Annotated in this window: 21 protein-coding genes and 1 pseudogene; 18 read left to right on the top strand and 4 right to left on the bottom strand. The window is 72.3% G+C overall.

Annotated features, from left to right (window positions below):
- The first annotated feature begins 66 nt into the window (after positions 1-66).
- Positions 67-633 (top strand): TetR/AcrR family transcriptional regulator, encoded by a 567-nt coding sequence (locus tag ACGFW6_RS34385; RefSeq protein WP_393518912.1) that lies wholly within the window; start codon positions 67-69, stop codon positions 631-633.
- A complete protein-coding gene (locus ACGFW6_RS34380) occupies positions 630-2159 on the top strand; it encodes an MFS transporter (RefSeq protein ID WP_393518909.1) in 1530 nt (509 codons plus the stop codon). Before ACGFW6_RS34385 ends, ACGFW6_RS34380 begins: the two co-directional genes overlap by 4 nt.
- 148 nt (positions 2160-2307) lie before the next feature.
- Here ACGFW6_RS34380 and ACGFW6_RS34375 read toward each other — a convergent pair whose 3' ends face one another.
- Positions 2308-2982 (bottom strand): 1-acyl-sn-glycerol-3-phosphate acyltransferase, encoded by a 675-nt coding sequence (locus ACGFW6_RS34375; protein ID WP_346182974.1) that lies wholly within the window; start codon positions 2980-2982, stop codon positions 2308-2310.
- A gap of 366 nt (positions 2983-3348) precedes the next feature.
- Here ACGFW6_RS34375 and ACGFW6_RS34370 point away from each other — a divergent pair, with 366 nt between their 5' ends.
- From ACGFW6_RS34370 to ACGFW6_RS34360, 3 genes are all read left to right on the top strand, one after another.
- The gene (locus ACGFW6_RS34370) at positions 3349-4518 is read left to right on the top strand and encodes a glycerophosphodiester phosphodiesterase (protein ID WP_393518906.1); all 1170 of its coding nucleotides are present in this window, start codon (positions 3349-3351) and stop codon (positions 4516-4518) included.
- A gap of 74 nt (positions 4519-4592) precedes the next feature.
- Positions 4593-5102, top strand: a complete 510-nt coding sequence (locus tag ACGFW6_RS34365) for a sigma-70 family RNA polymerase sigma factor (RefSeq protein WP_393518903.1) — start codon at positions 4593-4595, stop codon at positions 5100-5102.
- A 45-nt stretch (positions 5103-5147) separates the two neighbouring features.
- Positions 5148-5645 carry a GNAT family N-acetyltransferase gene (locus tag ACGFW6_RS34360; RefSeq protein ID WP_393518900.1) on the top strand — a complete coding sequence of 166 codons (498 nt, stop codon included), beginning with the start codon at positions 5148-5150 and terminating at the stop codon, positions 5643-5645.
- Positions 5646-5716: 71 nt separating this feature from the next.
- Here ACGFW6_RS34360 and ACGFW6_RS34355 read toward each other — a convergent pair whose 3' ends face one another.
- Both ACGFW6_RS34355 and ACGFW6_RS34350 read right to left on the bottom strand, forming a co-directional pair.
- On the bottom strand, positions 5717-6160 hold the full coding sequence (locus ACGFW6_RS34355; RefSeq protein ID WP_393518897.1) for a hypothetical protein: 444 nt from the start codon (positions 6158-6160) through the stop codon (positions 5717-5719).
- Positions 6141-6500 (bottom strand): hypothetical protein, encoded by a 360-nt coding sequence (locus ACGFW6_RS34350; RefSeq protein ID WP_272114697.1) that lies wholly within the window; start codon positions 6498-6500, stop codon positions 6141-6143. Before ACGFW6_RS34350 ends, ACGFW6_RS34355 begins: the two co-directional genes overlap by 20 nt.
- Before the next feature lie 69 nt (positions 6501-6569).
- Here ACGFW6_RS34350 and ACGFW6_RS34345 point away from each other — a divergent pair, with 69 nt between their 5' ends.
- The 10 genes from ACGFW6_RS34345 (at position 6570) to ACGFW6_RS34300 (ending at position 19856) form a co-directional block, all read left to right on the top strand.
- A complete protein-coding gene (locus ACGFW6_RS34345; protein ID WP_393518894.1) occupies positions 6570-7217 on the top strand; it encodes an HAD family hydrolase in 648 nt (215 codons plus the stop codon).
- A gap of 318 nt (positions 7218-7535) precedes the next feature.
- Positions 7536-8570, top strand: a complete 1035-nt coding sequence (locus tag ACGFW6_RS34340; protein ID WP_393518891.1) for a methionine ABC transporter ATP-binding protein — start codon at positions 7536-7538, stop codon at positions 8568-8570.
- A complete protein-coding gene (locus ACGFW6_RS34335) occupies positions 8567-9292 on the top strand; it encodes a methionine ABC transporter permease (RefSeq protein WP_393518888.1) in 726 nt (241 codons plus the stop codon). Before ACGFW6_RS34340 ends, ACGFW6_RS34335 begins: the two co-directional genes overlap by 4 nt.
- Positions 9293-9356: 64 nt before the next feature.
- Positions 9357-10190, top strand: coding sequence for a MetQ/NlpA family ABC transporter substrate-binding protein (locus ACGFW6_RS34330; protein ID WP_393518885.1), 834 nt, complete (start codon positions 9357-9359; stop codon positions 10188-10190).
- Positions 10191-10351: 161 nt separating this feature from the next.
- Positions 10352-10990 carry a GNAT family N-acetyltransferase gene (locus tag ACGFW6_RS34325; RefSeq protein WP_393518882.1) on the top strand — a complete coding sequence of 213 codons (639 nt, stop codon included), beginning with the start codon at positions 10352-10354 and terminating at the stop codon, positions 10988-10990.
- 114 nt (positions 10991-11104) lie between these two features.
- Positions 11105-12322 carry a precorrin-6y C5,15-methyltransferase (decarboxylating) subunit CbiE gene (gene cbiE / locus ACGFW6_RS34320; protein WP_393518879.1) on the top strand — a complete coding sequence of 406 codons (1218 nt, stop codon included), beginning with the start codon at positions 11105-11107 and terminating at the stop codon, positions 12320-12322.
- 417 nt (positions 12323-12739) lie between these two features.
- A complete protein-coding gene (gene cobT, locus ACGFW6_RS34315; RefSeq protein ID WP_393518876.1) occupies positions 12740-17176 on the top strand; it encodes a nicotinate-nucleotide--dimethylbenzimidazole phosphoribosyltransferase in 4437 nt (1478 codons plus the stop codon).
- A 157-nt stretch (positions 17177-17333) separates the two neighbouring features.
- The gene (cobA, locus tag ACGFW6_RS34310) at positions 17334-18566 is read left to right on the top strand and encodes a uroporphyrinogen-III C-methyltransferase (protein WP_393518873.1); all 1233 of its coding nucleotides are present in this window, start codon (positions 17334-17336) and stop codon (positions 18564-18566) included.
- Positions 18567-18630: 64 nt separating this feature from the next.
- Complete coding sequence (locus ACGFW6_RS34305) at positions 18631-19449, top strand: TrmH family RNA methyltransferase (protein WP_393518870.1); 819 nt, start codon at positions 18631-18633, stop codon at positions 19447-19449.
- Positions 19450-19460: 11 nt separating this feature from the next.
- On the top strand, positions 19461-19856 hold the full coding sequence (locus ACGFW6_RS34300; protein WP_393518867.1) for an NUDIX domain-containing protein: 396 nt from the start codon (positions 19461-19463) through the stop codon (positions 19854-19856).
- Positions 19857-19891: 35 nt separating this feature from the next.
- On the opposite strand, the gene ACGFW6_RS34295 is transcribed toward ACGFW6_RS34300, so the two are convergent.
- Positions 19892-21325, bottom strand: coding sequence for a protein kinase (locus ACGFW6_RS34295; protein WP_393519171.1), 1434 nt, complete (start codon positions 21323-21325; stop codon positions 19892-19894).
- Positions 21326-21521: 196 nt separating this feature from the next.
- On the opposite strand from ACGFW6_RS34295, the gene ACGFW6_RS34290 reads away from it, so the two are divergent.
- The 3 genes and pseudogenes from ACGFW6_RS34290 to ACGFW6_RS34280 all read left to right on the top strand — a co-directional run.
- On the top strand, positions 21522-21809 hold the full coding sequence (locus ACGFW6_RS34290; protein ID WP_393518864.1) for a hypothetical protein: 288 nt from the start codon (positions 21522-21524) through the stop codon (positions 21807-21809).
- A 198-nt stretch (positions 21810-22007) separates the two neighbouring features.
- The gene (locus ACGFW6_RS34285; protein ID WP_234767846.1) at positions 22008-22205 is read left to right on the top strand and encodes a hypothetical protein; all 198 of its coding nucleotides are present in this window, start codon (positions 22008-22010) and stop codon (positions 22203-22205) included.
- Positions 22206-22817: 612 nt separating this feature from the next.
- Positions 22818-23332: pseudogene (locus ACGFW6_RS34280) on the top strand (aminoglycoside phosphotransferase family protein); the annotation flags it as partial.

Genomic DNA, 23332 nt, shown 5'->3' with positions numbered 1-23332 from the left:
CGACGGCTGTGAGGCACGCATGCCCTGCATGAGACATTCATGTCTCACATGGGCTACTCTTGTCTCATGGCTGTCGATCGTGATCACGTGCTGCGCACCGCCGCAGCCCTGCTGACCCGCAAAGCCACCGCGACCATGGACGAGGTCGCCAAGGCCGCCGGGATCAGCCGCGCCACCCTGCACCGGCACTTCGCCGGACGCGACGCGCTGGTGCGGGCGCTGGAGTCCCTCGGCATCGCCGAGTGCGAGGCCGTGCTGGACGCCGCCCGCCTGGACGAAGGGGCGGCGCGGGACGCCGTGCACCGGCTGGTCCGCGAGATCGAACCCTCGGCCGGCCTGCTCGCCTTCCTCTACACCGAGAACCAGCTGTTCGAGGGCGAGCAGCAGAACGCGGGCTGGGCGCGCATCGACGAACGCATCGCCGCGCTCTTCCGACGCGGCCAGCAGAGCGGCGAGTTCCGCATCGACCTCAGCGCGGTCTGGCTCACCGAGGCGCTCTACGGCCTGCTCGGCTCCGGAGCCTGGGCGGTCGCCGAGGGCCGGGTCGCCCGCAACGACTTCACGCACATGATCGTCGAGCTGCTGCTCGGCGGAGCACTACGTCACCCCGCACAACCGAGAGAGGAATCATGACCAGCACCGTGCAGACGGCGAACCCGACCGAGGCGGTGACGAAGCGCCCCGGCCGCTGGCTGGCGCTGTCCGTCCTCGTGCTCGCCGTGCTGCTGGTGGCCGTCGACGCGACCGTCCTCGGCCTGGCGACGCCCTACATCAGCGAGGACCTCAAGCCCTCCGGCACCCAGCTGCTGTGGATAGGCGACGTCTACTCCTTCGTGATCGCCGGTCTGCTCGTCTCGATGGGCAGCCTCGGCGACCGCATCGGCCGCAAGCGGATCCTGCTCGTCGGCGCCACGGCGTTCGGTGCGATATCCGTGCTCAACGCGTACGCGACGACCCCGGAGATGATGATCGTCGCCCGGGCCCTGCTCGGCGTCGCGGGCGCGACCCTGATGCCAGCGACCCTCGCCCTGATCCGCAACCTCTTCCACGACCCGCGCGAGCGCAGCCTCGCCATCGGCATCTGGGGCGCGACCGCGTCCGCCGGTACCGCCGTCGGCCCGATCGTCGGCGGCTTCCTGCTCGAACACTTCTGGTGGGGCTCGGTCTTCCTGATCAACCTGCCGGTGATGGTGGTCCTGGTCCTCGTCGGCATCAAGCTGCTGCCGGAGTCCCGCAACCCCAGCCCCGGACCGTGGGACCTGATCAGCGTCGCCCTGTCGCTGGTCGGCATGATCGCCGTCGTGTACGCCGTCAAGGAGGCGGCCGCACACGGTTTCACCTGGGTCACGCTCGCCTCGGGCCTGCTAGGTGCCGCCGCGCTGTACGGCTTCGTCCGCCGCCAGCTCACCCTGCCCTCCCCGCTGCTGGACATGCGGCTGTTCCGCAGCCGAGGGTTCAGCGGCGCGGTCCTGGCCGACCTGCTGACCATCCTCGGCCTGTCCGGTCTGGTCTTCTTCCTGTCGCAGTTCCTGCAACTCGTGCAGGGCAGGGGCCCGTTGGAGGCGGGTCTCGCCGAGCTGCCCGCCGCGATCGGCGCGGTCGTGGCCGGTCTGATCGCCGGTCGTGTGGCCCGCCGCTTCTCGGTACGGGCCGTGGTCTCCGGCGGCCTCGCGGCGATCGGCCTCGCCCTGGCCGTGCTCACGGTCATCGACCGCTCGACGGGCTACCCCCTGCTCGGCGCCGCCCTCCTGGTCGTCGGCGTCGGCGCGGGCTTCTCCTTCACGGTGACGTCCGACGTGATCCTCTCCTCCGTACCGAAGGAGCAGGCGGGCGCCGCGTCCGCGGTGTCGGAGACGGCGTACGAGCTGGGCGCGGCCCTCGGTATCGCGGTGCTCGGCTCGATCGTGACCGGCGTCTACCGGGACTTCACCGGCCCGGCCGGCACCCCGGCCGAGGCCCACGAGTCGCTGGGCGGCGCCGTGGAGGCGGCGGCGGGCCTGCCGGCGCAGACGTCCGAGGTGATGCTGGACGCGGCCCGCGGCTCATTCGTGGACGGCCTGGCGATCGCGGCGGGCGCGGGCGCGGCGGTCCTGCTGGCGGCGGCGGTGGCGGCCTGGTTCCTCCTGCGGGGCCAGCGCCTGGAGAACACCGCTTCGTAGCGAAGTACACGAACGGCGGGCCGCCGAAGGAGCGGCCCGCCGTAGTGGCGCCCCCCATTGGGGCGCGCGGAACTGCGCAACAAACCACAACGGACCCGCAGCCGACCGACAACCGCCGGCCCCACGACCCCCGGCCGAACCGGCGGAGCTACGCCGCCTCTTTGGCCTTGCTGGCGTACATGTCCACGTACTCCTGCCCCGACAGCCGCATGACCTCCGCCATCACGGAGTCGGTCACGGCCCGCAGTACATAGCGGTCCCGGTCCATGCCCTCGTAGCGGGAGAACTCCATCGCCTCACCGAACCGCACGGTCACCTTGCGGGGCCGCGGCATGCCCGCGCCGCCGGGCTGGATCTTGTCCGTGCCGATCATGGCGAAGGGCACCACCGGCGCGCCGGTCATCAGCGTCAGCCGGGCGATCCCGGTACGGCCCCGGTAGAGCCGCCCGTCGGGTGACCGCGTGCCCTCGGGGTAGATGCCGAAGACCTGGCCCTCCTCCAGGATGCGGCGCCCCGTCATGAGCGCCGCCACCCCGCCCCGGCCGCCGTCCCGGTCCACCGGGATCATGCCGACGCCGGTGAAGAACCAGGCCATCAGACGGCCCTTGAAGCCCTTGCCGGTGACGTACTCGTCCTTGCCGATGAACAGGACCTGACGGTCGCAGACCAGCGGAAGGATCATCGAGTCGATGAACGTGAGGTGGTTGCCGGCCAGGATGACCGGGCCGTCGCCCGGAATGTGCTCCGCGCCCTCCACCTGTGGGCGGAACATCAGGCGCATGATCGGTCCGAGCACTGCCTTGATGAGCGCGAAGCGGGACAACGGGCCCTCCGGTGTCAAGGGATTCGTATAAGTCTGTGCAGGTGAGGACGATACTCGCGGTCCAGGGGGTCCCGCACATCGGGTGCGCCGACTTCACCGAGGTCTTACTCGCCGTTGACGCACTTTTACCTGCGGTGACCCGCCGCCGACCGTCCGTAACACGCACGCAATGATGTGACGGACATCGCTCACGGGCACCCTGGACGAGTGCCCCGCCGGTCCGCGATGAATCCGACGCCCCGTCACCCCGCCTTTCTCATGCGACATCCGGAGTCCCCCGCGCGTTACGCCCGAGGTCTCCCCCCTGTCATGGACGCGCACCTACGATCGGCCCGCATCGATGAGGAGAAGGCAGGAAGGGCGCTCATGGGAACCCAGGAGAACGAGCAGACGGCGGTCACCGGACGGCGGAAGCTTCTCGGCGCGGCCGTGCTCGGCGCGGGCAGCGCGGTCCTCGGGCTGTCCGGAACGGCGAAGGCCGCGGAGGCCCGGCACGGAGGCGGTGGCGGTGGAGTGAAGAGCCTGCCCAAGCCCACGATCATCGGCCACCGCGGCGCCAGCGGCTACCGGCCCGAGCACACCCTCGGCTCCTACCAGCTCGCCCTCGACATGGGCGCCGACATCGTCGAGGCCGGCGACCTGGTGCCCACCAAGGACGGCCATCTCGTCTGCCGGCACGAGCCGGAGATCGGCGGCACGACCGACGTCGCGGACCACCCCGAGTTCGCCGACCGCAGGAAGACGAAGTCCCTCGACGGTGTCGCCACGACCGGCTGGTTCACCGAGGACTTCACGCTCGCCGAGCTGAAGACCCTGCGCGCGACCGAGCGCATCCCGGCGAACCGCCCGCACAACACCCTCTACAACGGCCGCTGGGAGATCCCCACCTTCGAGGAGGTCCTGCGCTGGCAGGACGAGCAGACCCGCAAGCGCGGCAAGCAGGTCTGGATCTACCCCGAGCTCAAGCACCCCACCTACTTCCGCAAGCAGGGCCTCGCCCTGGAGGAGCGGGTCGCCAAGGTGCTGCACAAGTACGGCCGCGACAAGCGGAACTCGCCGGTCATCCTCCAGTCCTTCGAGCCGACCAGCATCCAGCGCCTGAACAAGCTGGTCGACAACCCGCTGGTGGTCCTGCTCTCCGGCGCCACCACCCGCCCCTTCGACTTCGTCGAGACGGGTGACCCGCGCACCGTCGCCGACCTGATCAAGCCGGCCGGACTGCGCGAGATCGCCTCCTACGCCCAGGGCATCGGCCCCACCCTGGACCTGGTCATCCCGAAGGACGCGAGCGGCAACCTCACCACGCCCACCACGCTGGTCGCGGACGCGCACAAGGTCGGGCTGATCCTGCACCCCTACACGATGCGCAACGAGAACCCCTTCCTCCCCGCGAACTTCCGCAAGGGCACCGACGCGGACGCCTACGGCGATGTCTTCGGCGCCTACAGGACGTACTTCGCGACCGGCATCGACGGTGTCTTCACCGACAACCCGGACACCGGCCTGCTGGCCCGCGAGGACTTCGTCAACGGCTGAGAGTCCCGCCCCGGTTGGGGTGACCGCCGGCCGCCCGGGCAACCTCCTGCCCGGGCGGCCGCGTCGTGCCGGACATGAGCGACGACCTGGTTTCCGCCCTGCGCCCCCTGCTCGTCGCGGAGGCCCGCGCCGAGGCCCCCGCCTCCGGAGCCGAGCCGGGCGACCTGGAGCAGGCGGTCTGGCTCCGCCTCCTGGAACGCCTCGACGCGCACGGCCCGCCCCTCGACCCGCCCGGCTGGCTGCGCCGGGCCGTGCGCTCCGAGGCACGCCGAAGCCGCCGTACGAGAAGACATGAGCGGCCGTACGAGAACGAGCCCGTCGCCGACGCCGACCGGCACGACCCCGAGCACCTCGTCCTCGCCGCCGCCCGCCGCCGGGCCCTGCGTGAGGCGGTCCGCCGGCTGCCCGGCCGCTGCCCCCGTCTCATGGAGGCGCTGCTCTCCCCGAACGACCTGACATACCGGGAAATCGCGGGGGAGTTGGGTATCTCACAGGGCAGTCTCGGCCCGGAACGTTCCAGATGCCTGGGATGTCTGCGCCGATTGCTCACGCCGGAGGTTGCGGCCCGCAGCGCGCGGGGATAGGAGTGGGGGACAACAGGCGATCAGGTGAGCGGGAGGCGTGCGCACATGGGCATGAGCGTGACCATCTCTGCGGCGACCGAGCAGGACGCGGAGCAGATCTTCAGGTTGCAGTACCTGTGCTTCCAGAGCGAAGCCGCGCTGTATGGCAATTACCGCATCGACCCGCTCGTCCAAACCCTGGACTCGGTCCGGGCCGAGGTGGCCGCGGACTGTGTCTTCGTGGCGCGGCTCGGCGAAGAGGTGGTCGGCTCGGTGCGAGGCAGCGTCACCGCGGACGGCGCCGCCGCCATCGGCAAGCTCTGCGTCCACCCCCGCCTCCAGGGCCACGGCATCGGCGCGCGGCTGCTGCGCGCGGCGGAGGCGGCCCTGACCGAGGAGCGCGGCGCCAAGAGGTTCCGTCTGGAGACCGGCCACCGCAGTGAGGGCAACCTCCGCCTGTACCGCAAGGTCGGCTACGAGACGGTGGGCACGTCCAAGGGCGCCGACGGGGTCCCGATGGTCGTCCTGGAGAAGGCAGCGGGGGCGTACGCGACAACGGCGTGACAGCAACGCCCTGGTTCGGGGGCGCGGGGAAGCGCGACCGGCCACAGACGGCCGTCGGCCGCCTGATGACATCAGGCGGCCTCGCCGTGCCGCGCGCCTTTCCGCAACCAGTAGAGCGCGGACAGTGGCAAGAGCACCGGAATGAACACGTACCCCATGCCGAAGTCGGACCACACGGTCGCATCGGGGAACGCCGACGGCTCGACGAGGGTCCACGTGCCCACGGTCAGCACACCCACCAACTCGGTCGCGCAGCAGACCCGCGCCGCCCTGCGGGCCGTCTCGCCGCCGCGCACCAACGTGTAGGTGATGAAGCCGTACACCACACCCGCCAGCGCCGACAGCGAGTAGGCGAGCGGCGCCCGGTCGAACTCCGTCGCGATCTGGTACGCCGAGCGGGAGACGGCTCCGACGACCATCACGCCGTACAGCCACACCAGCAGGATCCCGGGCCCGCTGATCAGCCGCGTCGGCTTGTCCTCGGTCGCGGCCACCTCAGCCTCCCCAGATGTCATAGAGCCGTACCTCCAGCACGGCCAGCACCACACCGCCGGCGGCGACCGTCACCGAACCCCACTTGGACCGCTCGGCCAGCGACATGAAGCCCGCGGCCGGGATGCAGGCGAACGACCCCAGCAGATAGGCGACGAAGATCGTCGTGCCCTGCTCCGGCTTCTCGCCCCGCGCCAGCTGCACGATCCCGACCACCAGCTGCACCAGGGCCAGCACCGTCACGACGGCCATCCCGATGAAGTGCCAGTCCTTGGTCGGCTGGTCACGGTAGGCCGCCCAGCCGCACCAGGCGGCGAGCAACAGCGCGGCGACCCCGGTCACCAGCGTCAGGGCATCAAACATGCGGCGAGCCTATTACGGCCCAAAAGACCTGATGCGGCCGCCCCCGGACGGCACCGTAGGGTCGGGGGCATGAAGATCCGTGCACATGCCCTCCTTTTCGACAACGACGGCACCCTCGTCTCCTCCCTCGACTCCGTGGACCGCTGCTGGGCGCGGTGGGCCGAGGAGTACGGCATCACCGAGGAGTTCGGCAGGGTCGAGCTGCACGGACGTCCGGCCGTCGAGATAGTCGCCGAACTGCTGCCCGCCGACGTCGTGCCGCGGGCCCTCGCGCGCATCGAGGCGATGGAGGTCGAGGACGTGCCGAACGGTGGTGTGCGGCTGCTGCCCGGCACCAGGGACTTCCTCGACTCGCTGCCCGCCGACCGCTGGGCCGTCGTCACCTCCGCCACCCGCCGCCTCGCCGAGGCCCGGCTCGACGCCGTCGGCATCCTGCCCAAGACGATGATCACCGCCGACGACATCACCCGCGGCAAGCCCGACCCCGAGCCCTACCTCCTCGCCGCCCGGGAACTGGGCGTCGACCCGGCCGACTGTGTCGTCTTCGAGGACGCCCCGGCCGGTCTCGCGTCCGGTCGCGCCGCCGGCATGACCACCGTGGCGTTGACCACAACCCACCAGGCCCACGAGGTCGACGCCGATCTGGTCGTGAAGGACCTGTCGGCCCTGTCCGCGCTGGTCAACGACGGGGCGGTGGAGATCGCCGTCCGAGGCTGACGCCTGGTCCACCGCTGTCCGCAATGCGGACAGCGGTTCTTGGTCACCGCAATACGTCTGATTTACTGATCGCATGACCACGACGAGCTGCCGCACCTTTGCGACCGAGGCGACCATGACGCCCGGTGCTCGTTGTATGTGTCGAATGCGCGCCTTCTAGAGGGCCCCCGCACCACTCCTGAGCCTCGCGCCCCGAAGCGAGCCGCCGTGGCACGTCCGTACGCCCCACGCCGTACGTGACCGAGTTGCCCGCGCATGACTTCCCTCCCGTACCAGGGCACACCCACGCCCGCGTACTCGACAGTGACGGAAACCCCAGTGATCACCACATCGGGCCTGACCAAGGTCTACCGCTCACGCGGCCGCGAGGTCACCGCCCTCGACGGCGTCGACCTGCACGTCCGCGAAGGCGAGGTGTACGGCGTCATCGGCCAGTCCGGCGCCGGCAAGTCCTCGCTCATCCGCTGCGTCAACCTGCTGGAGCGCCCCACCGCCGGCACGGTCAGCGTCGCCGGACAGGACCTCACCGCCCTGGCCGGCCGCGGCCCCCGGGCCGGCAAGGAGCTGCGGCAGGCGCGCAGCCGGATCGGCATGGTCTTCCAGCACTTCAACCTGCTGTCCTCCCGGACCGTGCAGGACAACGTCGAGCTGCCGCTCGAGATCCTCGGCAGGTCGGGCCAGGAGCGCTCCCGCAAGGCGCTCGAACTCCTCGACCTCGTCGGGCTCGCGGACAAGGCGAAGTCCTACCCCGCCCAGCTCTCCGGCGGCCAGAAGCAGCGCGTCGGCATCGCCCGCGCCCTGGCCGGCGACCCCAAGGTGCTGCTCTCCGACGAGGCCACCAGCGCCCTCGACCCGGAGACCACCCGCTCCATCCTCCAGCTGCTGCGCGACCTGAACCGGCAGCTGGGCCTGACCGTCCTGCTCATCACCCACGAGATGGACGTCGTGAAGTCGATCTGCGACTCGGCCGCACTGATGGAGCGAGGCCGCATCGTCGAGTCCGGCACCGTCAGCGAACTGCTCGCGACCCCCGGCTCCGAACTGGCCGCCTCGCTCTTCCCCGTCGGCGGCGAGCCCTCGGCCGACGACCGCACCGTCGTCGACGTCACCTTCCACGGCGAGGCCGCCACTCAGCCGGTCATCTCCCAGCTCTCGCGCACCTACAACATCGACATCTCGATCCTCGGCGCCGCCATCGACACCGTCGGCGGCCTCCAGGTCGGCCGGATGCGCATCGAACTGCCCGGCCGCTACGAGGACAACGTGGTGCCGATCGGCTTCCTGCGCGAACAGGGCCTCCAGATCGACGTACTGGGCCAGGAGCCCGTTCTGCTCAAGGAAGGTGCCAAGTGACCTGGTCCGAGATGCAGCCCCTGCTGGAGCAGGCGTGTTGGGACACCCTCTACATGGTCGGCTGGTCCACCGTCATCGCCGTCGTCGGCGGCCTCCCGCTCGGCATCCTGCTCGTCCTCACCGACCGGGGCGGACTGCTCCAGAACGTGCTGGCCAACAAGGTCATCGGGCAGATCGTGAACGTCGCCCGGTCGATGCCGTTCATCATCCTGATGGTCGCGCTGATGAGCTTCACGCGCTGGGTCACCGGCACCACGATCGGCCGTGAGGCTGCCATCGTGCCGCTCGCGATCGGCGCGATCCCGTTCTTCGCACGCCTGGTCGAGACAGCTGTCCGCGAGGTGGACGGCGGGCTCGTGGAGGCCGTGCAGTCGATGGGCGGCAACACCTGGACGGTCGTGCGCAAGGTCCTCGTGCCCGAGTCCCTGCCGTCCGTCATCGCGAGCACCACGACCACGATCGTCGCCCTCATCGGCTACTCCGCCATGGCCGGCACGGTCGGCGCGGGCGGCCTCGGCGACATCGCCATCCGCTACGGCTTCCAGCGCTTCGAGACCGAGCTGATGTGGATCACCGTCGCGATCCTCGCCGTCGTCATCTCCCTCATCCAGTCCGCCGGCGACTACGCGGCCCGCTCCCTGCACCGCCGCGGCGGCCAGTCGGGCCCGGCGCCGAAGCTGCGGCTGCTGAAGGCGTCGACGGCCACGAGCAAGACCGTCTGAGCACCCCCAGATCTCCCCGTACCACCACCACGGGGTTGCACCACCATAAGGAAAGGCACTTTTCGTGCGTAACACCGCCAAGATCACCACTGCCGTCCTCGCCGCCGGAGCCCTCACCCTCGGGCTCAGCGCCTGCGGCTCGGACAAGGACTCCGGCTCCGACGCGAGCGCCCCGCTGAAGGTCGCCGCCACGCCCACCCCGCAGGGCGAGATCCTCACTTACATCAAGGACAACCTCGCGAAGAAGGCCGGCCTCGAACTCGAGGTCAAGGAGTTCACCGACTACGTGACGCCGAACACGGCCGTCCAGCAGGGTGAGGTCGACGCCAACTACTTCCAGCACCAGCCGTACCTGGACGACTTCAACAAGAAGAACGGCACCGACGTCGTCGCCGTGCCGAACGCCACGGTGCACCTGGAGCCGCTCGGCGTGTACTCGCAGGGCGTCAAGAAGCTGACCGACCTGAAGAAGGGCGCCACCGTCGCCCTGCCGAACGACACCACCAACGAGGCCCGCGCGCTGAAGCTCCTCGAAGCCAACGGCGTGATCAAGCTGAAGGCCGGCGTCGGCTACGAGGCGACCCCGAAGGACATCGCCTCCAACCCGAAGAACCTTCAGTTCAAGGAGCTGGAGGCGGCCCAGCTGCCGCGCTCCCTCGGTGACGTCGACGCCGCGGTCATCAACGGCAACTACGCGCTGGAGGCCGACCTCAGCCCGGCCGAGGACGCCATCGCCGCCGAGTCGCCCAAGGACAACCCGTACGGCAACTTCCTCGCCGTGAAGAAGGGCAACGAGGACGACCCGCGCGTCGAGAAGCTCGCCAAGCTGCTGACGTCGCCCGAGGTGAAGAAGTTCATCGAGGACAAGTACGACGGTGCGGTCGTCGCCGCGTTCTAAGAGGTCAAGCGTTATCTGACGGTGCGTTTACCGCGTATCGCCACGCACGGGGTCCACTCCTTCACCTGGTGTGGGCCCCGTGGTGCAGTTCAGTGCTTTCATGCTGCATGCTGGGCAGTTCAGCAGGCCTTGAACGTTCGTCGAAGGTTACGGAGCGTCGCATGACTAGCACCTTCCCCAACATCTCCATCAGCACGGAGCGGTTGGTGCTGCGCCCCCTCGACGAGGACGACGTGCCCGCCCTGGCCGAGATGATGAACGACGAGCAGGTCGGCGCCTGGACCGATGTCCCGCAGCCCTTCACCGAGGAGGGCGCCCGCGCCTGGATCGCCGAGTACGCCCCTGCGGAGCGCGAGGCCGGCCGCGGACTCGACCTCGCCGTCACCGAGTTCCTCACCCAGCGCCTGGTCGGCGTCGTCCAGCTGAGCAAGACGAACTGGCATGTGCGTGCCACCGAGTTGTCGTACATCGTCGCCCCCTGGGCCCGCGGCGAGGGCTACGCCTCCGAGGCCGCCCTCGCCACCGCCCAATGGCTGTTCACCGACCAGAAGTTCGAGCGCATCGAGCTGCGCACGGCCGCCGACAACACCGCCTCCCAGCAGGTCGCCCAGAAGATCGGCTGCATCAGCGAGGGAGTCCTGCGCAACGCGTGCATAGCGCACGTCCGCACGGACGACGGCACCTGGGCCGACGTACGCACCGACTTCATCGTGTGGAGCCTCCTGCCCGAGGACCTCGACGGCGCCGGGGAGCAACTGGCCGACAGCGGCGGCTTCACCTCGTACGGCGAGTGGAACTGACGAAAAACGAACCCACCGGCAGGGCGGGCCCGACCCGGTGACCAGGTACCCTCACGGAGCCTGCCCGTCGGGCTGACCTACGACGACCTGCGCGAACCCTGGAGACTGACGACGATGGCCGACCGCGTCACGGTGATCGGCTGGGACGGCTCGCCCCTGACCGCCGCGGCCCGCTCCGCCCTGGGAGCCGCCACACTCGTGGCCGGTGCCGCCCACCACCTGGCGCTGCCCGAAGTGCCCCCCACCGCCGAACGCATCCGCCTCGGCAGCGTCTCCCTCGCCGCCCGCCGCATCGCCGGCCACCGCGGGACCGCGGTCGTGCTGGCCGACGGCGACCCCGCCTTCTTCGGCGTCGTCCGCACCCTGCGCGCGCCCGAGTTCGGCCTGGAGGTCGAGGTCGTCCCCGCCGTGTCCTCGGTCGCCGCCGCCTTCGCCCGCGCCGGTATGCCCTGGGACGACGCACAGGTGGTCGTCGCACACCCCCGCACCCTGCGACGCGCGGTGAATGTGTGCCGCGCCCACACCAAAGTCGCCGTTCTCACCTCACCCGGCGCCGGACCGGCCGAACTCGGCCTGCTCCTGGAAGGCGTCCACCGCACCTTCGTGATCTGCGAGGAACTGGGCACCGAGCGCGAACAGGTCACCGTCGTCACCTCCGACAAGGCCCCCGACCACACCTGGCGCGACCCGAACGTCGTCATCGTCATCGGCGGTCGGGCCGTCGTCACCGAGTCCGGCGACTGGATCGCCGGCCGCGACCCCGCCACCGGCCCGCGCGGCTGGACTCTCCCCGCCGAGTCCTACGGCGGACTCATGAGCGAGAGCGAACTCGAACCGCTGCGCGCCGCCCAACTCGCCCGGCTGGGCCCCCGCGTCGGCGACCTCGTGTGGGACATCGGCTGTGCCAGCGGGGCCTTCGCCACCGAGGCGGCCCGGGCCGGCGCGGCCGTCATCGCCGTCGACCGCGACCCGCAGGCCTGCACCCGCACCGAGGCCAACGCACGCGCGTTCGGCGTCCAGCTGCAGATCGTCCACGGAACCGCCCCGCACGTCCTGGAGAACCTCCCCGAGCCGGACGTCGTGCGCGTCGGCGGCGGGGGAGCGGCCGTCGTCTCCGCCGTCGCCGACCGGCGCCCGCAGCGCATCGTCACGCACGCCGCGACCCGCGACGACGCCGAACTCATCGGCCGCGGCCTCACCGAACACGGCTACGACGTCGAGTGCTCCCTCCTCCAGTCCGTCGAACTCGACACCCGGGCCTGGACGGAGCGCGAGCGCAGTGTCGCCTTCCTGCTCACCGGGCAGTTGGAGCGGCGCTCGGCGCCGCGTTGAGGAACGGCCGCGGCGCGACGGGCGGACACCGCCCGATCGCACGGCGTGACCGTCCACCGGTCCCCGTGATCCGGTTGTCGTACCGCGCGCGGTAGGCTGACCGATCGTTGTGCCGCACTCGGTCGCCCGGCTATTCGTCGGTCAATGTCCGGAAAAACGTGCCCCGTTTGGGGTGGGTGTGGTACGGCGAAACCGGAGGACGCGCAACGTGGCGCAGTCCACATCGGCCTGTCGCGGATCAAGCTGTCGCGACGGACGAATGACCACGACAATGCCACTCAATGGCTTTGTCGCCTTTTTGGGACGGGTCGTTCGTGCCGCTGGGCAAGCACGCTCGTTCTTCACTGCGGGGGCGGTCGGTGCGCCGTTCCCGGTGGGCTGGTCGTATAAGCACTAACCGATGGGCGAGGGGTACGCATGACCGACACCGGCCAGGTCCCGGGCGAGGGACTGCCGGAGAGCGCAGGCACGGTGGAGCAGCCGGGCGCCCCCGCGGCGCACGGTACGTACACCTACCTCTCCGAGACCACCGCCGAGGACGAAGACCTGCTGATGCCCGGCACCCAGGGTGCCTGGGGCAACGAGGTCGCGCCGCCCATGCCGGAGCCGGTCGTCGAGGCCCTGCACGAGCCGGGCGCGCACGAGATGTCCGGACGCGACAGCGGTTCGGTCGACCTCGGCGGCGTCCGCCTCCCGGGACCGACGGCTCCCACGTCGCCGATCCCGCCGATCACCCCGCGCCGCCCCCTGCACCTCGGGCCGCCCACCCCGGACGCCTCCGCGAGCCCGGTCCGTTCCCTCGCCGACCGCGGCGCCGTGGGCGCACCGGTCCGCCAGGCAGCGGTCCCGGCGGGCCCCGAGTACCTCGACGCCACGGTCCCGCAGCCGGCGGCGCCCTGGGGCGCTCCCGCCCCGGCTCCGGCTCCCGGGCAGTCGAGCACCGAGGCACCGGCTGCCGAAACGGTTGTTCCCGCCGAGCAGCCCGTGGGCGTGGCGCAGGCGGCCGTGGCCCGGGTCGCCGCGACCGTGCCGCAGGAGGGCGCGTACGCCGTTCAGGAGCCGTCGGTCGCCGAGGCCGCCCCGGTCGCCGAGGCGGTGCCCGGCTTGGAGGACGCGCACGGGCCGGTGGCTGCCGGCGCCGTCGAAGCCGGGGGCGGGACCGTTCCCGGCCCCGACGCGGGCGCTGGAGGCGCCGAGGGCGCGGGGGCACCTGGAGGCGCCGAGGGCACGGGGGCACCTGGAGGCGCCCCGGTCGCCTCTGCCGCCGACGGTGGCGAGGTCGCGGCCGTCGACGCGGCGCCGGTGAGCGCGCCCGTGCCCGTGCCCGGTGGCGACGGTGGCATGGACGGCGGACAGGTTCCGGGCGCCGGTGAGGCGTCGGACGGTGCGGCCGGGCTCGGCCAGGTTCCGCTCGGCGCGGAGGGCGCCGAGGCCGCTGGGACTGCCGAGGTTCCGTTGGCCCCGGAGGCTCCCGAGCCGGTCGTCGCCGTAGAGGCGCCTGCCGGCGACGCTGTCGCGGTCACCGAGTCCGCGCCGGTCGCCGAGGGTTCCGCGCCTGAGGTCGCTCAGCACCCGGAGGTGCCCGCGGCCGAGGCTGCCGAACTTGCGGGCGACGCGGTCGCTGATGCCGGCCAGGTCGCCGACGGCACCGCCGGTGACGTCGCTGAGGCTGCTGAAGCTCTCGCCGCTGAGAACGCCCACGTTGCTGCAGCTCTCGCCCCTGAGAACGTCGTCGCTGAAGCTGCTACTGAGAACGCCCACGTTGCTGAAGCCCTCGCCGCTGAGAACGTCATGGCTGAAGCTGCTGCTGCGGAAAGCGCCCCCGTCGCCGGGGCTCTCGTCGCTGAGAACGCCCCCGTCGCTGAGGTCGGTCACACGGCCGACGCCCAGGCCCCGCAGAGCCGGCCGCTTCCCGAGCCGGCCGCCCCCGACGCCTCCGCTCCTGAAGCCGCCCAGGTCCTAGGTGCCCTCGCTCCTGAAGTCGCCCAGGTCCCTGGGGTCCCTGGCGCCCTCGCTCCTGATGCCCCGCAGGTTCCCGGCACCCCGGCCCCTGAGGCCGCCCAGGCCCCCGACGCCGTGACCCCGGGACCCGCCGAGGCCGCCGCGCAGATCGCCGAGCCTTTCGCCCCGCAGGCCGTCCCCTCTCCGCAGGCCGCCCTGGCTCCCGAAGCCGCTCTTGCGCCCGAAGCCGCACTGCCGGCTGAGGTCGCTCAGTTCCCGGAGGCCGCGCAGGGGTTCGAGGCAGCTCAGCACCACGAGGCCGCCCAGGCCTTCCCGGATGCCTCTCAGGCCCCCCAGCCCGTGGACGCCGAGCACGTCGCTCCGGTGGGCAGGCCGGCCGACGCCGCTCCCGCCGACGGCGCCCCCGGAGCCGTAGCCGCCGAAGTGCCCGCGCAGCCCACCGGCGCGATGCAGCCCGCCCAGCAGGAACAACCGGCCGTCCCGGCCGAGGAGCCCGCGCAGGAGCCGCACCAGGCCCAGGCCCCGGAGGCCGGCCTCGCGCAGGCCCAGCAGCACACGCAGGACGGAGTTCAGGTGAACACCGATGCCGCCGAGGCTGGGGCGAACCCGGCAGCCGCCGACCCGCCCACCCCGCTCCCGAACACCCCGCAGGCCCCGGAAGGCGCCGCCGATCCCGCCGCGGCTCCCCAGCCGCTCGCCGCGGCCGCCGCCGAGGCCCACGCGACCCCGGCTGCGGGCGTCCCGGCCGAGAGCCCCGAGCCGTTCGTCGCCGAACCCGCCGGACCGCAGCTCCGGTCCCACGGGCAGCCCGTGCGGCTCGCCGAGGCTTCGGCGCAGCCGGCCGGTGTGGCCGAGGCCGCCGTCCTGTCGGGCGGTGCCCCGCGGGAAGCCGCCCCCGACCAGCCCCTCGGCCAGTTCGTGCCGGTGGAGGGCTCGGTGCCGACCACCCCGCAGCTCGCCCCGACCCCGCCGCAGCCGATCGTGCTGCCGGTGGCGGAGGGACCGGGCTCGGTCGCCGCGGTGCCCGCGCCCCGGGACGGCGACCCCGAACTCGTACAGCACGCGGACGACCTGGACACCCGGGCCGCCGATCAGGAAGACCAGGAAGAGCAGGCGGAAGAGAGCACGGCCGTGGTCGAGGAAACACGACAGCCCACCGGTCCGGCGGCGCCCGCCTACGACGACGCCGAACGCGAGGCCGTCCTCAAGGTCATGCGCGAGCGCCGTGACATCCGCAACGGCTTCCGCAGCGACCCCATCCCGCACGAGGTCCTGCTCCGGGTCCTGGAGGCCGCCCACACCGCGCCCTCCGTCGGGCACTCGCAGCCGTGGGACTTCGTCGTCATCCGCTCCGCGGACACCCGGCGCACCATGCACGAGCTGGCGATGCGCCAGCGCGAGGCGTACGCCAAGTCCCTCCCCAAGGGCCGCGCCAAGCAGTTCAAGGAACTGAAGATCGAGGCCATCCTCGACACCCCGGTGAACATCGTCGTCACCGCCGACCCGACCCGCGGCGGCCGCCACACCCTCGGCCGGCACACCCAGCCGCAGATGGCGCCGTACTCCGCCGCGCTCGCGGTCGAGAACCTCTGGCTCGCCGCGCGCGCCGAGGGCCTCGGGGTCGGCTGGGTCAGCTTCTTCGACGAGCGTGAGATGGTCCGCTCGCTGGGGCTGCCCGAGCACCTCGAGGTCATCGCCTACCTGTGCGTCGGCTACGTCGACGAGTTCCCGGACGAGCCCGAGCTGCTCCAGGCCGGCTGGTCCAAGCGCCGCCCGCTGTCGTGGGTCGTCCACGAGGAGACGTACGGCCGCCGGGCCCTGCCCGGCGAGGAGCCGCACGACCTGCTCGCCGAGACCGTCGCCCAGATCCGCCCGCTGGACGCCAAGGCGCTCGGCGAGGCATGGGAGCGGCAGAAGCGGATGACGAAGCCGGCCGGCGCGCTCGGCATGCTGGAGATCATCTCCGCCCAGCTGTCCGGGCTCTCGCGCCAGTGCCCGCCGCCCATCCCGGAGCCCGCGGCCGTCGCGATCTTCGCCGGTGACCACGGCGTGCACGCCCAGGGCGTCACCCCCTGGCCCCAGGAGGTGACGGCCCAGATGGTCGCCAACTTCCTCGGCGGCGGCGCGGTCTGCAACGCCTTCGCCGGCCAGGTGGGTGCCGAGGTCTGCGTCGTCGACGTCGGCGTCGCCGCCGACCTCCCGGCCACCCCCGGCCTGCTGCCCCGCAAGGTCCGCGCGGGCACCTCGGACATGACGACCGGGCACGCGATGACCCGCGAGGAGGCCAAGCAGGCCATCGAGGTCGGCATCGAGACCGCCCGCGACCTGGTGGCGGCCGGCAACAAGGCGCTCCTGACGGGCGAGATGGGCATCGCCAACACGACCGCGTCGGCCGCCCTGATCTCCGTCTTCACCGGCGTGGACGCCGCCGAGGTCACCGGCCGCGGTACCGGCATCAACGACGAGACGCTGGCCCGCAAGACCGAGGTCGTGCGCCGCGCGATCGAGCTCCACCAGCCCGACCCGGCCGACCCCATCGGCGTCCTCGCCGCGATCGGCGGCTTCGAGCACGCCGCGCTCGTCGGCCTCCTGCTGGGCGGCGCGTCGCTGCGTACGCCGGTGATCCTCGACGGCGTCAGCGCCGGTGCCGCCGCCCTGGTGGCCCGCGCGATCGCCCCCGAGGTCCTCGCGGCCTGCATCGCGGGTCACCGCAGCGCCGAGCCGGGCCATGTGGCCGCCCTCAACAAGCTGGGCCTGCGCCCGCTGGTCGACCTCGACCTCCGCCTCGGCGAGGGCACGGGCGCGCTCCTCGCCCTGCCCCTGGTGCAGAGCACGGCGCGGGCGATGCACGAGGTGGCGACCTTCGACTCGGCCGGAGTCACCGAGAAGTAGACGCGTGACTGGGGACCCGGGGACGTGCACCCCGGGTCCCCAGTCACGTCGCCGGCCGCGCCCAGCCACCGGACACCCGAACCGTCAGAACCGCCCGCAGCATAAAATCCGCACGTCAGGGCATCGCACCGCCGCCGCACAAGGGAGCCGCACCCTCATGGCCGAAAACCCCGCCTACCCCGTAGGCCTCCGCCTCACCGGCCGCCGGGTCGTCGTCCTCGGTGGCGGCCAGGTCGCCCAGCGCCGCCTCCCGGCCCTCGTCGCGGCGGGCGCCGACGTCCTCCTGATCTCCCCCGAGGCGACCCCGTCGGTGGAGGCGATGGTGGACGCGGGCGAGGTCGCCTGGCACCGGCGCCGCTACGCGGACGGCGACCTCGCCGACGCCTGGTACGCCCTGATCGCCACCAGCGACCCCGAGGCGAACACCGCCGCCTCCGCCGAGGCCGAGCGCCACCGCGTATGGTGCGTCCGCTCCGACGACGCCGACGCGGCCACCGCCTGGACCCCGGCCACCGGCCACAGCGAGGGCGTCACGGTCGCCGTCCTCACCACCGACGCACGCGGCCGCGACCCCCGGCACACCGCCGCCATCCGGGACGCGGTCGTCGAGGGCCTGCGTGACGGCACCCTCGTCGCCCCGCACCACCGCACCCGCACGGCCGGCGTCGCCCTCGTCGGCGGCGGCCCCGGCGACCCGGACCTGATCACCGTGCGCGGCCGCCGACTGCTCGCCGAGGCCGACGTGGTCATCACCGACCACCTGGGCCCGCGCGACCTGCTGGCCGAACTGCCCGCGAGCGTCGAGGTGATCGACGCGGCCAAGCTGCCGTACGGCCGGTTCATGGCCCAGGAGGCCATCAACAACGCGCTGATCGAGCACGCCAAGCAGGGCAAGTCGGTGGTCCGCCTCAAGGGCGGCGACCCGTTCGTCTACGGCCGTGGCATGGAGGAGGTCCAGGCGCTGGCCGAGGCCGGCGTCCCGTGCACGGTGGTGCCCGGCATCTCCAGCTCGATCTCGGTCCCGGGTGCCGCCGGCATCCCGGTCACCCACCGGGGCGTCGCCCATGAGTTCACCGTGGTCAGCGGCCACATCGCCCCCGACGACGAGCGCTCCCTCGTCGACTGGCGCTCGCTCGCCAAGCTGACCGGCACCCTGGTCATCCTCATGGGCGTCGGCACCATCGGGAAGGTCGCCGAGACCCTCATCGCGCACGGCAAGTCCCCGGACACGCCCGTCGCGCTGGTCCAGGAAGGCACCACGGCCGCCCAGCGCAGGGTCGACGCGACCCTCGCGACCGCGAGCGAGGCGGTGCTCGACCACGACGTGAAGCCGCCGGCGGTCATCGTCATCGGCGACGTCGTCAAGGTCGGACCGACCCCTTCCGCGTAACCGCGGGTAACCCAACCCGTACCGAACCGTTGGCACCGCACCCAGGACAAGGCAGTATCACTCTGTGGCCGATCTCATCACCGTCGATGACCCCACCGACCCGCGCCTGCGCGACTACACGGGCCTGACCGACGTCGAACTGCGCCGCAAGCGCGAACCGGCCGAGGGCCTGTTCATCGCCGAGGGCGAGAAGGTCATCAGACGGGCGAAGGAAGCCGGCTACGAGATGCGGTCGATGCTGCTGTCGGCCAAGTGGGTCGACGTCATGCGCGACGTCATCGACGAGCTCCCCGCCCCCGTGTACGCGGTCAGCCCCGAGCTCGCCGAGCAGGTCACCGGCTACCACGTGCACCGCGGCGCGCTCGCCTCCATGCAGCGCAAGCCGCTGCCGACGGCGACCGAGCTGCTCCAGACCGCCCGCCGCGTGGTCGTCATGGAGTCGGTCAACGACCACACCAACATCGGCGCCATCTTCCGCTCCGCGGCCGCCCTCGGCATGGACGCGGTCCTGCTCTCACCGGACTGCGCCGACCCGCTGTACCGCCGCAGCGTCAAGGTCTCCATGGGCGCGGTCTTCTCGGTGCCGTACGCCCGCCTCGACACCTGGCCCAAGGGCCTCGAATCGGTCCGCGAGGCAGGCTTCAGCCTCCTCGCCCTCACCCCCGACGAGAAGGCCAAGACCCTCGACGAGGCGGCCCCGCACCGCATGGACCGGGTCGCGCTGATGCTCGGTGCCGAGGGCGACGGCCTCTCCACCCAGGCCCTGGTGGCCGCCGACGAATGGGTCCGCATCCCGATGGCCCACGGGGTCGACTCCCTCAACGTCGGCGCGGCGGCCGCGGTCGCCTTCTACGCGGTGGCCACCGGCCGCCCCCAGCTCTAGGGGCTGCGCACATGAGCCGGGGTGAGGCGATCGTCGCGGTCCTGCTCCGCACCGACCGCGTCCTCGCCATCAGACGCGGGCCCGCCGTCGCGCGCCCCGGCTACTGGCAGCCCGTCAGCGGCAGGATCGAGCCGGGGGAGACGCAGCGGGACGCCGTCGTCCGGGAGGTCCACGAGGAGGTCGGCCTCACCGTCGTACCGCTGGCCAAGGTCTGGGAGTCGGAGACCGACGACGGCAGCTTCCGCCTGCATTGGTGGACGGCGCGGGCCGAGACGGGTGACGTGGTGCCCGACCCGGACGAGGTCGCCGAGGCCCGCTGGGTCACACCGCGGGAGTTCCTGTCCCTGACCCCGCTGTTCGAGGGCGACCGGGAGTTCTTCGAACGGATCCTGCCCCCGCTCCTCTGATCCCAGGCACCCCGGGGCAGGACCTCCCGGGACACCTACTCGGGAATCTCGAACGTCGACTCGTACCGCTCGGACATCGTGTCCTGGTCCAGCGGCTCGAAGTCCGACTCCACCTGCTCCTGCTGCGGACGCACGACGTCACCGCCGCCGCCCCCGTCCCCGCCGAGCCCGCGGTCCGGGCCCTGGCAGCCCTGGGCCGCCGCGATGCCGAGCGCCACGAGCAGCGTCACCACGACGAACACGAACAGCCGCTGCCGGAGCAGCTGAGGGTTGGCGGGCCGCCGCCCGGTCCCCGTGTTCCGGGGAGCGGGACGTCCGTTGCCGCCGCGCGGGGCGGGCCTGCCGCCGTTGGGCGAGCGGGGCGAGGTACGGGGACCGGGCATCTGCCGGGCTCCCTGCCGGGCCGAGGCCGTACCGCTCTGCGGACCGCCGGCACCCCGCTGCGGCGGGGCCGTGTCACGGGCGGGGCCGGGGACACGCGGGCCGCCGTTGCCCCGCGGCACGCCGGTGCCGCGCGGCGGGGGAGTGCCCTGCGCCCGCCGCTGGGCACGCTGCTGATCGGCGTAGGTGTCGGCGAGCCGCCCGGTCGGCCGGTCCGACTCCGGGGAACGCTGGGCCGGCGGGCGTACGTCCGCGAAGCCCTGTGCCTCACGGGCCGCGATCTCCTTCAGCCGCAGCGACAGCTGCAGGGTGCTCGGCCGGTTCTCGGGGTCCTTCGCCAGGCAGGCCCGCACCAGCGGGGCCAGCGCGTCCGGCACGCCGTGCAGCTGCGCCTCCTCGTGCACGACGCGGTACAGCATCACCTCGGAACTGCCGTGCCCGAAGGGTGAGTCCCCCATCGACGCGTACGCGAGCGTGGCACCCAGCGAGAACACGTCCGTGGCCGGGGTGACGGCGGCGCCGCGCACCTGCTCCGGGGCGAGGAACCCGGGCGAGCCGACCGCCGTGCCGACGTGGGTGAGGGTCGAGGCCCCCGTCGCCCAGGCGATGCCGAAGTCGATGATCCTCGGCCCCTTGGGGGACAGCAGGATGTTGGAGGGCTTCAGATCCCGGTGCACGACACCGGCCTCGTGGACGGCGACCAGCCCCTCGCTCAGCGCGGCCCCGACGGCGGCGACCTCCGCGGCGCCGAGCGGGCCCTCGTCGGCGACCTTGTCGTGCAGGGAGGGACCGGGCACGTACTGCGTGGCGAACCACGGCCGCTCCGCCTCCAGATCCGCGGCCACGAGCCGTGCCGTGCACCCTCCGCGGATCCGCCGTGCCGCCGAGACCTCCCGCGCGAAGCGCGACCGGAACTCCTGATCCTCCGCCAGATCGGGCCGGATCACCTTGAGCGCGACCCGCTGCCCCTTCTTGTCGGAGCCCAGGTAGACGACGCCCATGCCGCCCGCGCCGAGCCGTCTGTGAAGCCTGAACGAGCCGACGACGCGCGGGTCCTCGCGCCTCAGGCGCATCATCGCCATGTTCATCCCCGCTGCCCGGTCCGTCTGACGAGCCACAGCTTACGTTTCCACGGGCCGCCGTGCGCAGAGGCCGCGCCCTCTCGGCCCGACGGATTGTCAGTGGTGGGTGGGAGACTTGAAGGGTGGTCAGAGGGTGGCAGAACAGGGCGACTTAGCAGCACATGCGCCCCCAACCACCCGTGACGAAAGGGGGATTGGACCCGTGAAGGGTGATCGCGTGGAGATAGTCGTGGACGCCGGGGACACGACGCGCACGTACGAGGTGGTGGCGAGCAGGGCGGGCCGCAGGGTGGAGACGGCGGTGCGTCGAGGTGTCGTGGAAGTGAGCGAAGTCACCCGAAGCGGGTCCGTGGTACGTACGGCCCGCTTCATGGCGAACCGGGTCCTCGCGCTGGTCGAGCAGCCGATCCCGCGGGAGGACAGCTCGGAGAGGACCCATGAGAAAGCGGGGCACACCGGGCGTCCCCTCGGGGATGACCCCGAGACCTAGGACCTCGTCTCCACCCAGGGGAGTACTCCGCAGGTCATGGCTCATCCTCCGGGAGGCCCGCCAATCGGTACGAGGGCATGACGTGCGGGGGCGGCCACACGCCTAGATTTGAGGTCAAGCGGCGGGTGCAGCACTCGTCCCCCGAGGTCAGACACCCGCCGCTGCCAACGACAACTGACACAGGTCAGGAGAGGGACCATGGCCCAGACGGCACCGCGGACACTGATCCGCATGCAGGAGCGCACGCTGCTGCGCCCCCGTCGCCAGGGCCGCCGCCACCCCCTGGTGGCGACGCTCATGGCCCTTCCCCTGGCGGCCCTTCTCCTCCTCGTCTTCGACGGCTGGGAGACGGTGGCCACACAGGCGTCGTCCGTGGGCGTGATGCTGGGGCGCTGAGCGGCGACCCCAGGCCCGGAAGAGCGGTCCGGGCGGGGACATCCACCCATGAAACCCCGTGGGGACGGGGGTGCGGCGGACGGCACAAATGCCGGCGCAGCTGGGGAGCTGCGCCGGCATTGCTTTTCCCTGAAAACGCCGGGGCGTCGATCACGGGCGCGCGCGGGCACGCGGGCACGCGGGCTTGCCGAGTGCAGGGTGCCGGGCGGCCAACGCCGAGTGCCGGGTGCTGGGCCCAGCGCTCAACGCCGGGTGCCGGGTGCCGGGCCGAGTGGCGGGCGGCCAACGCCGCGTACGGCCGCACGTCACCATCCACGACGCCGACCGGCATCGTCCCGCCCGTCCGGTGCCCGGGCCCAGCGCTCCCTCTCGATGCCGGCCCGTATCATCCACATCCAGCCCGTCCGGCGTTTGAGGACGAGGCCCGTTCAGGGCCGAAGCGGGGGTCTGGGGGCGGCAGCCCCCAGCCAGGGCCCCATGAACGCCGAGCACAGAGTCAGTCCCCGGCAACCGGCCCCCGACACCCGGCCCCCGGCACCCGGCCCCCGGCACTCGGCCCCAGACACCCGGCCCCGGCCACCCCGGTCCACCCACCCGCGCACAAGGGACACCGTGACCCCGAACCCGCTCCTGCAAGACCTCACCGCACGAGCCATAGCCGCGGCCCACTCACGCACGTCCGCCTGTCCCTGCGGAGCCACCGTCACGCTCGCCGAACGCCCCGACGCCACCGTCGTCCGGCACGCCGACACCGTCGCCAAGGCGCACGCCCCGGACGCCACGGTCACCGACCTGGCGCCCCGCCTGTCCGTCGCCGCGCGGCTCCCCGAGATCTTCCTGCCCCCGCTCACTCCCGTACCCGTCGACCTCCACGACCGTCCCGTGACCTTCTGGCCGTACGGCACCCCGGTGGACCCGGAGGACCCCGACGCGGCCCCCTGGGAAGCGGCGGCAACCCTGCTCGCCCACCTCCACCGCACCCCTGCACCCACCCCGCTCCCGCCCATGCGAGGCCCCGCTAAAGCCGCCCTCGCCGTGTCCCGCCTCCGCGCGGCCACCGTAGGCTCCCTCGCAGCCCCCGTCGAACACGCAGCCACCAAAGGCCCCGCCGCCCCCGCCCTCCACGC

The sequence above is a fragment of the Streptomyces sp. Y7 genome, assembly GCF_043195415.1.
In the GTDB taxonomy this organism is placed as follows: Bacteria; Actinomycetota; Actinomycetes; order Streptomycetales; family Streptomycetaceae; genus Streptomyces.
This window is presented reverse-complemented; position numbering and strand designations above follow the sequence as displayed.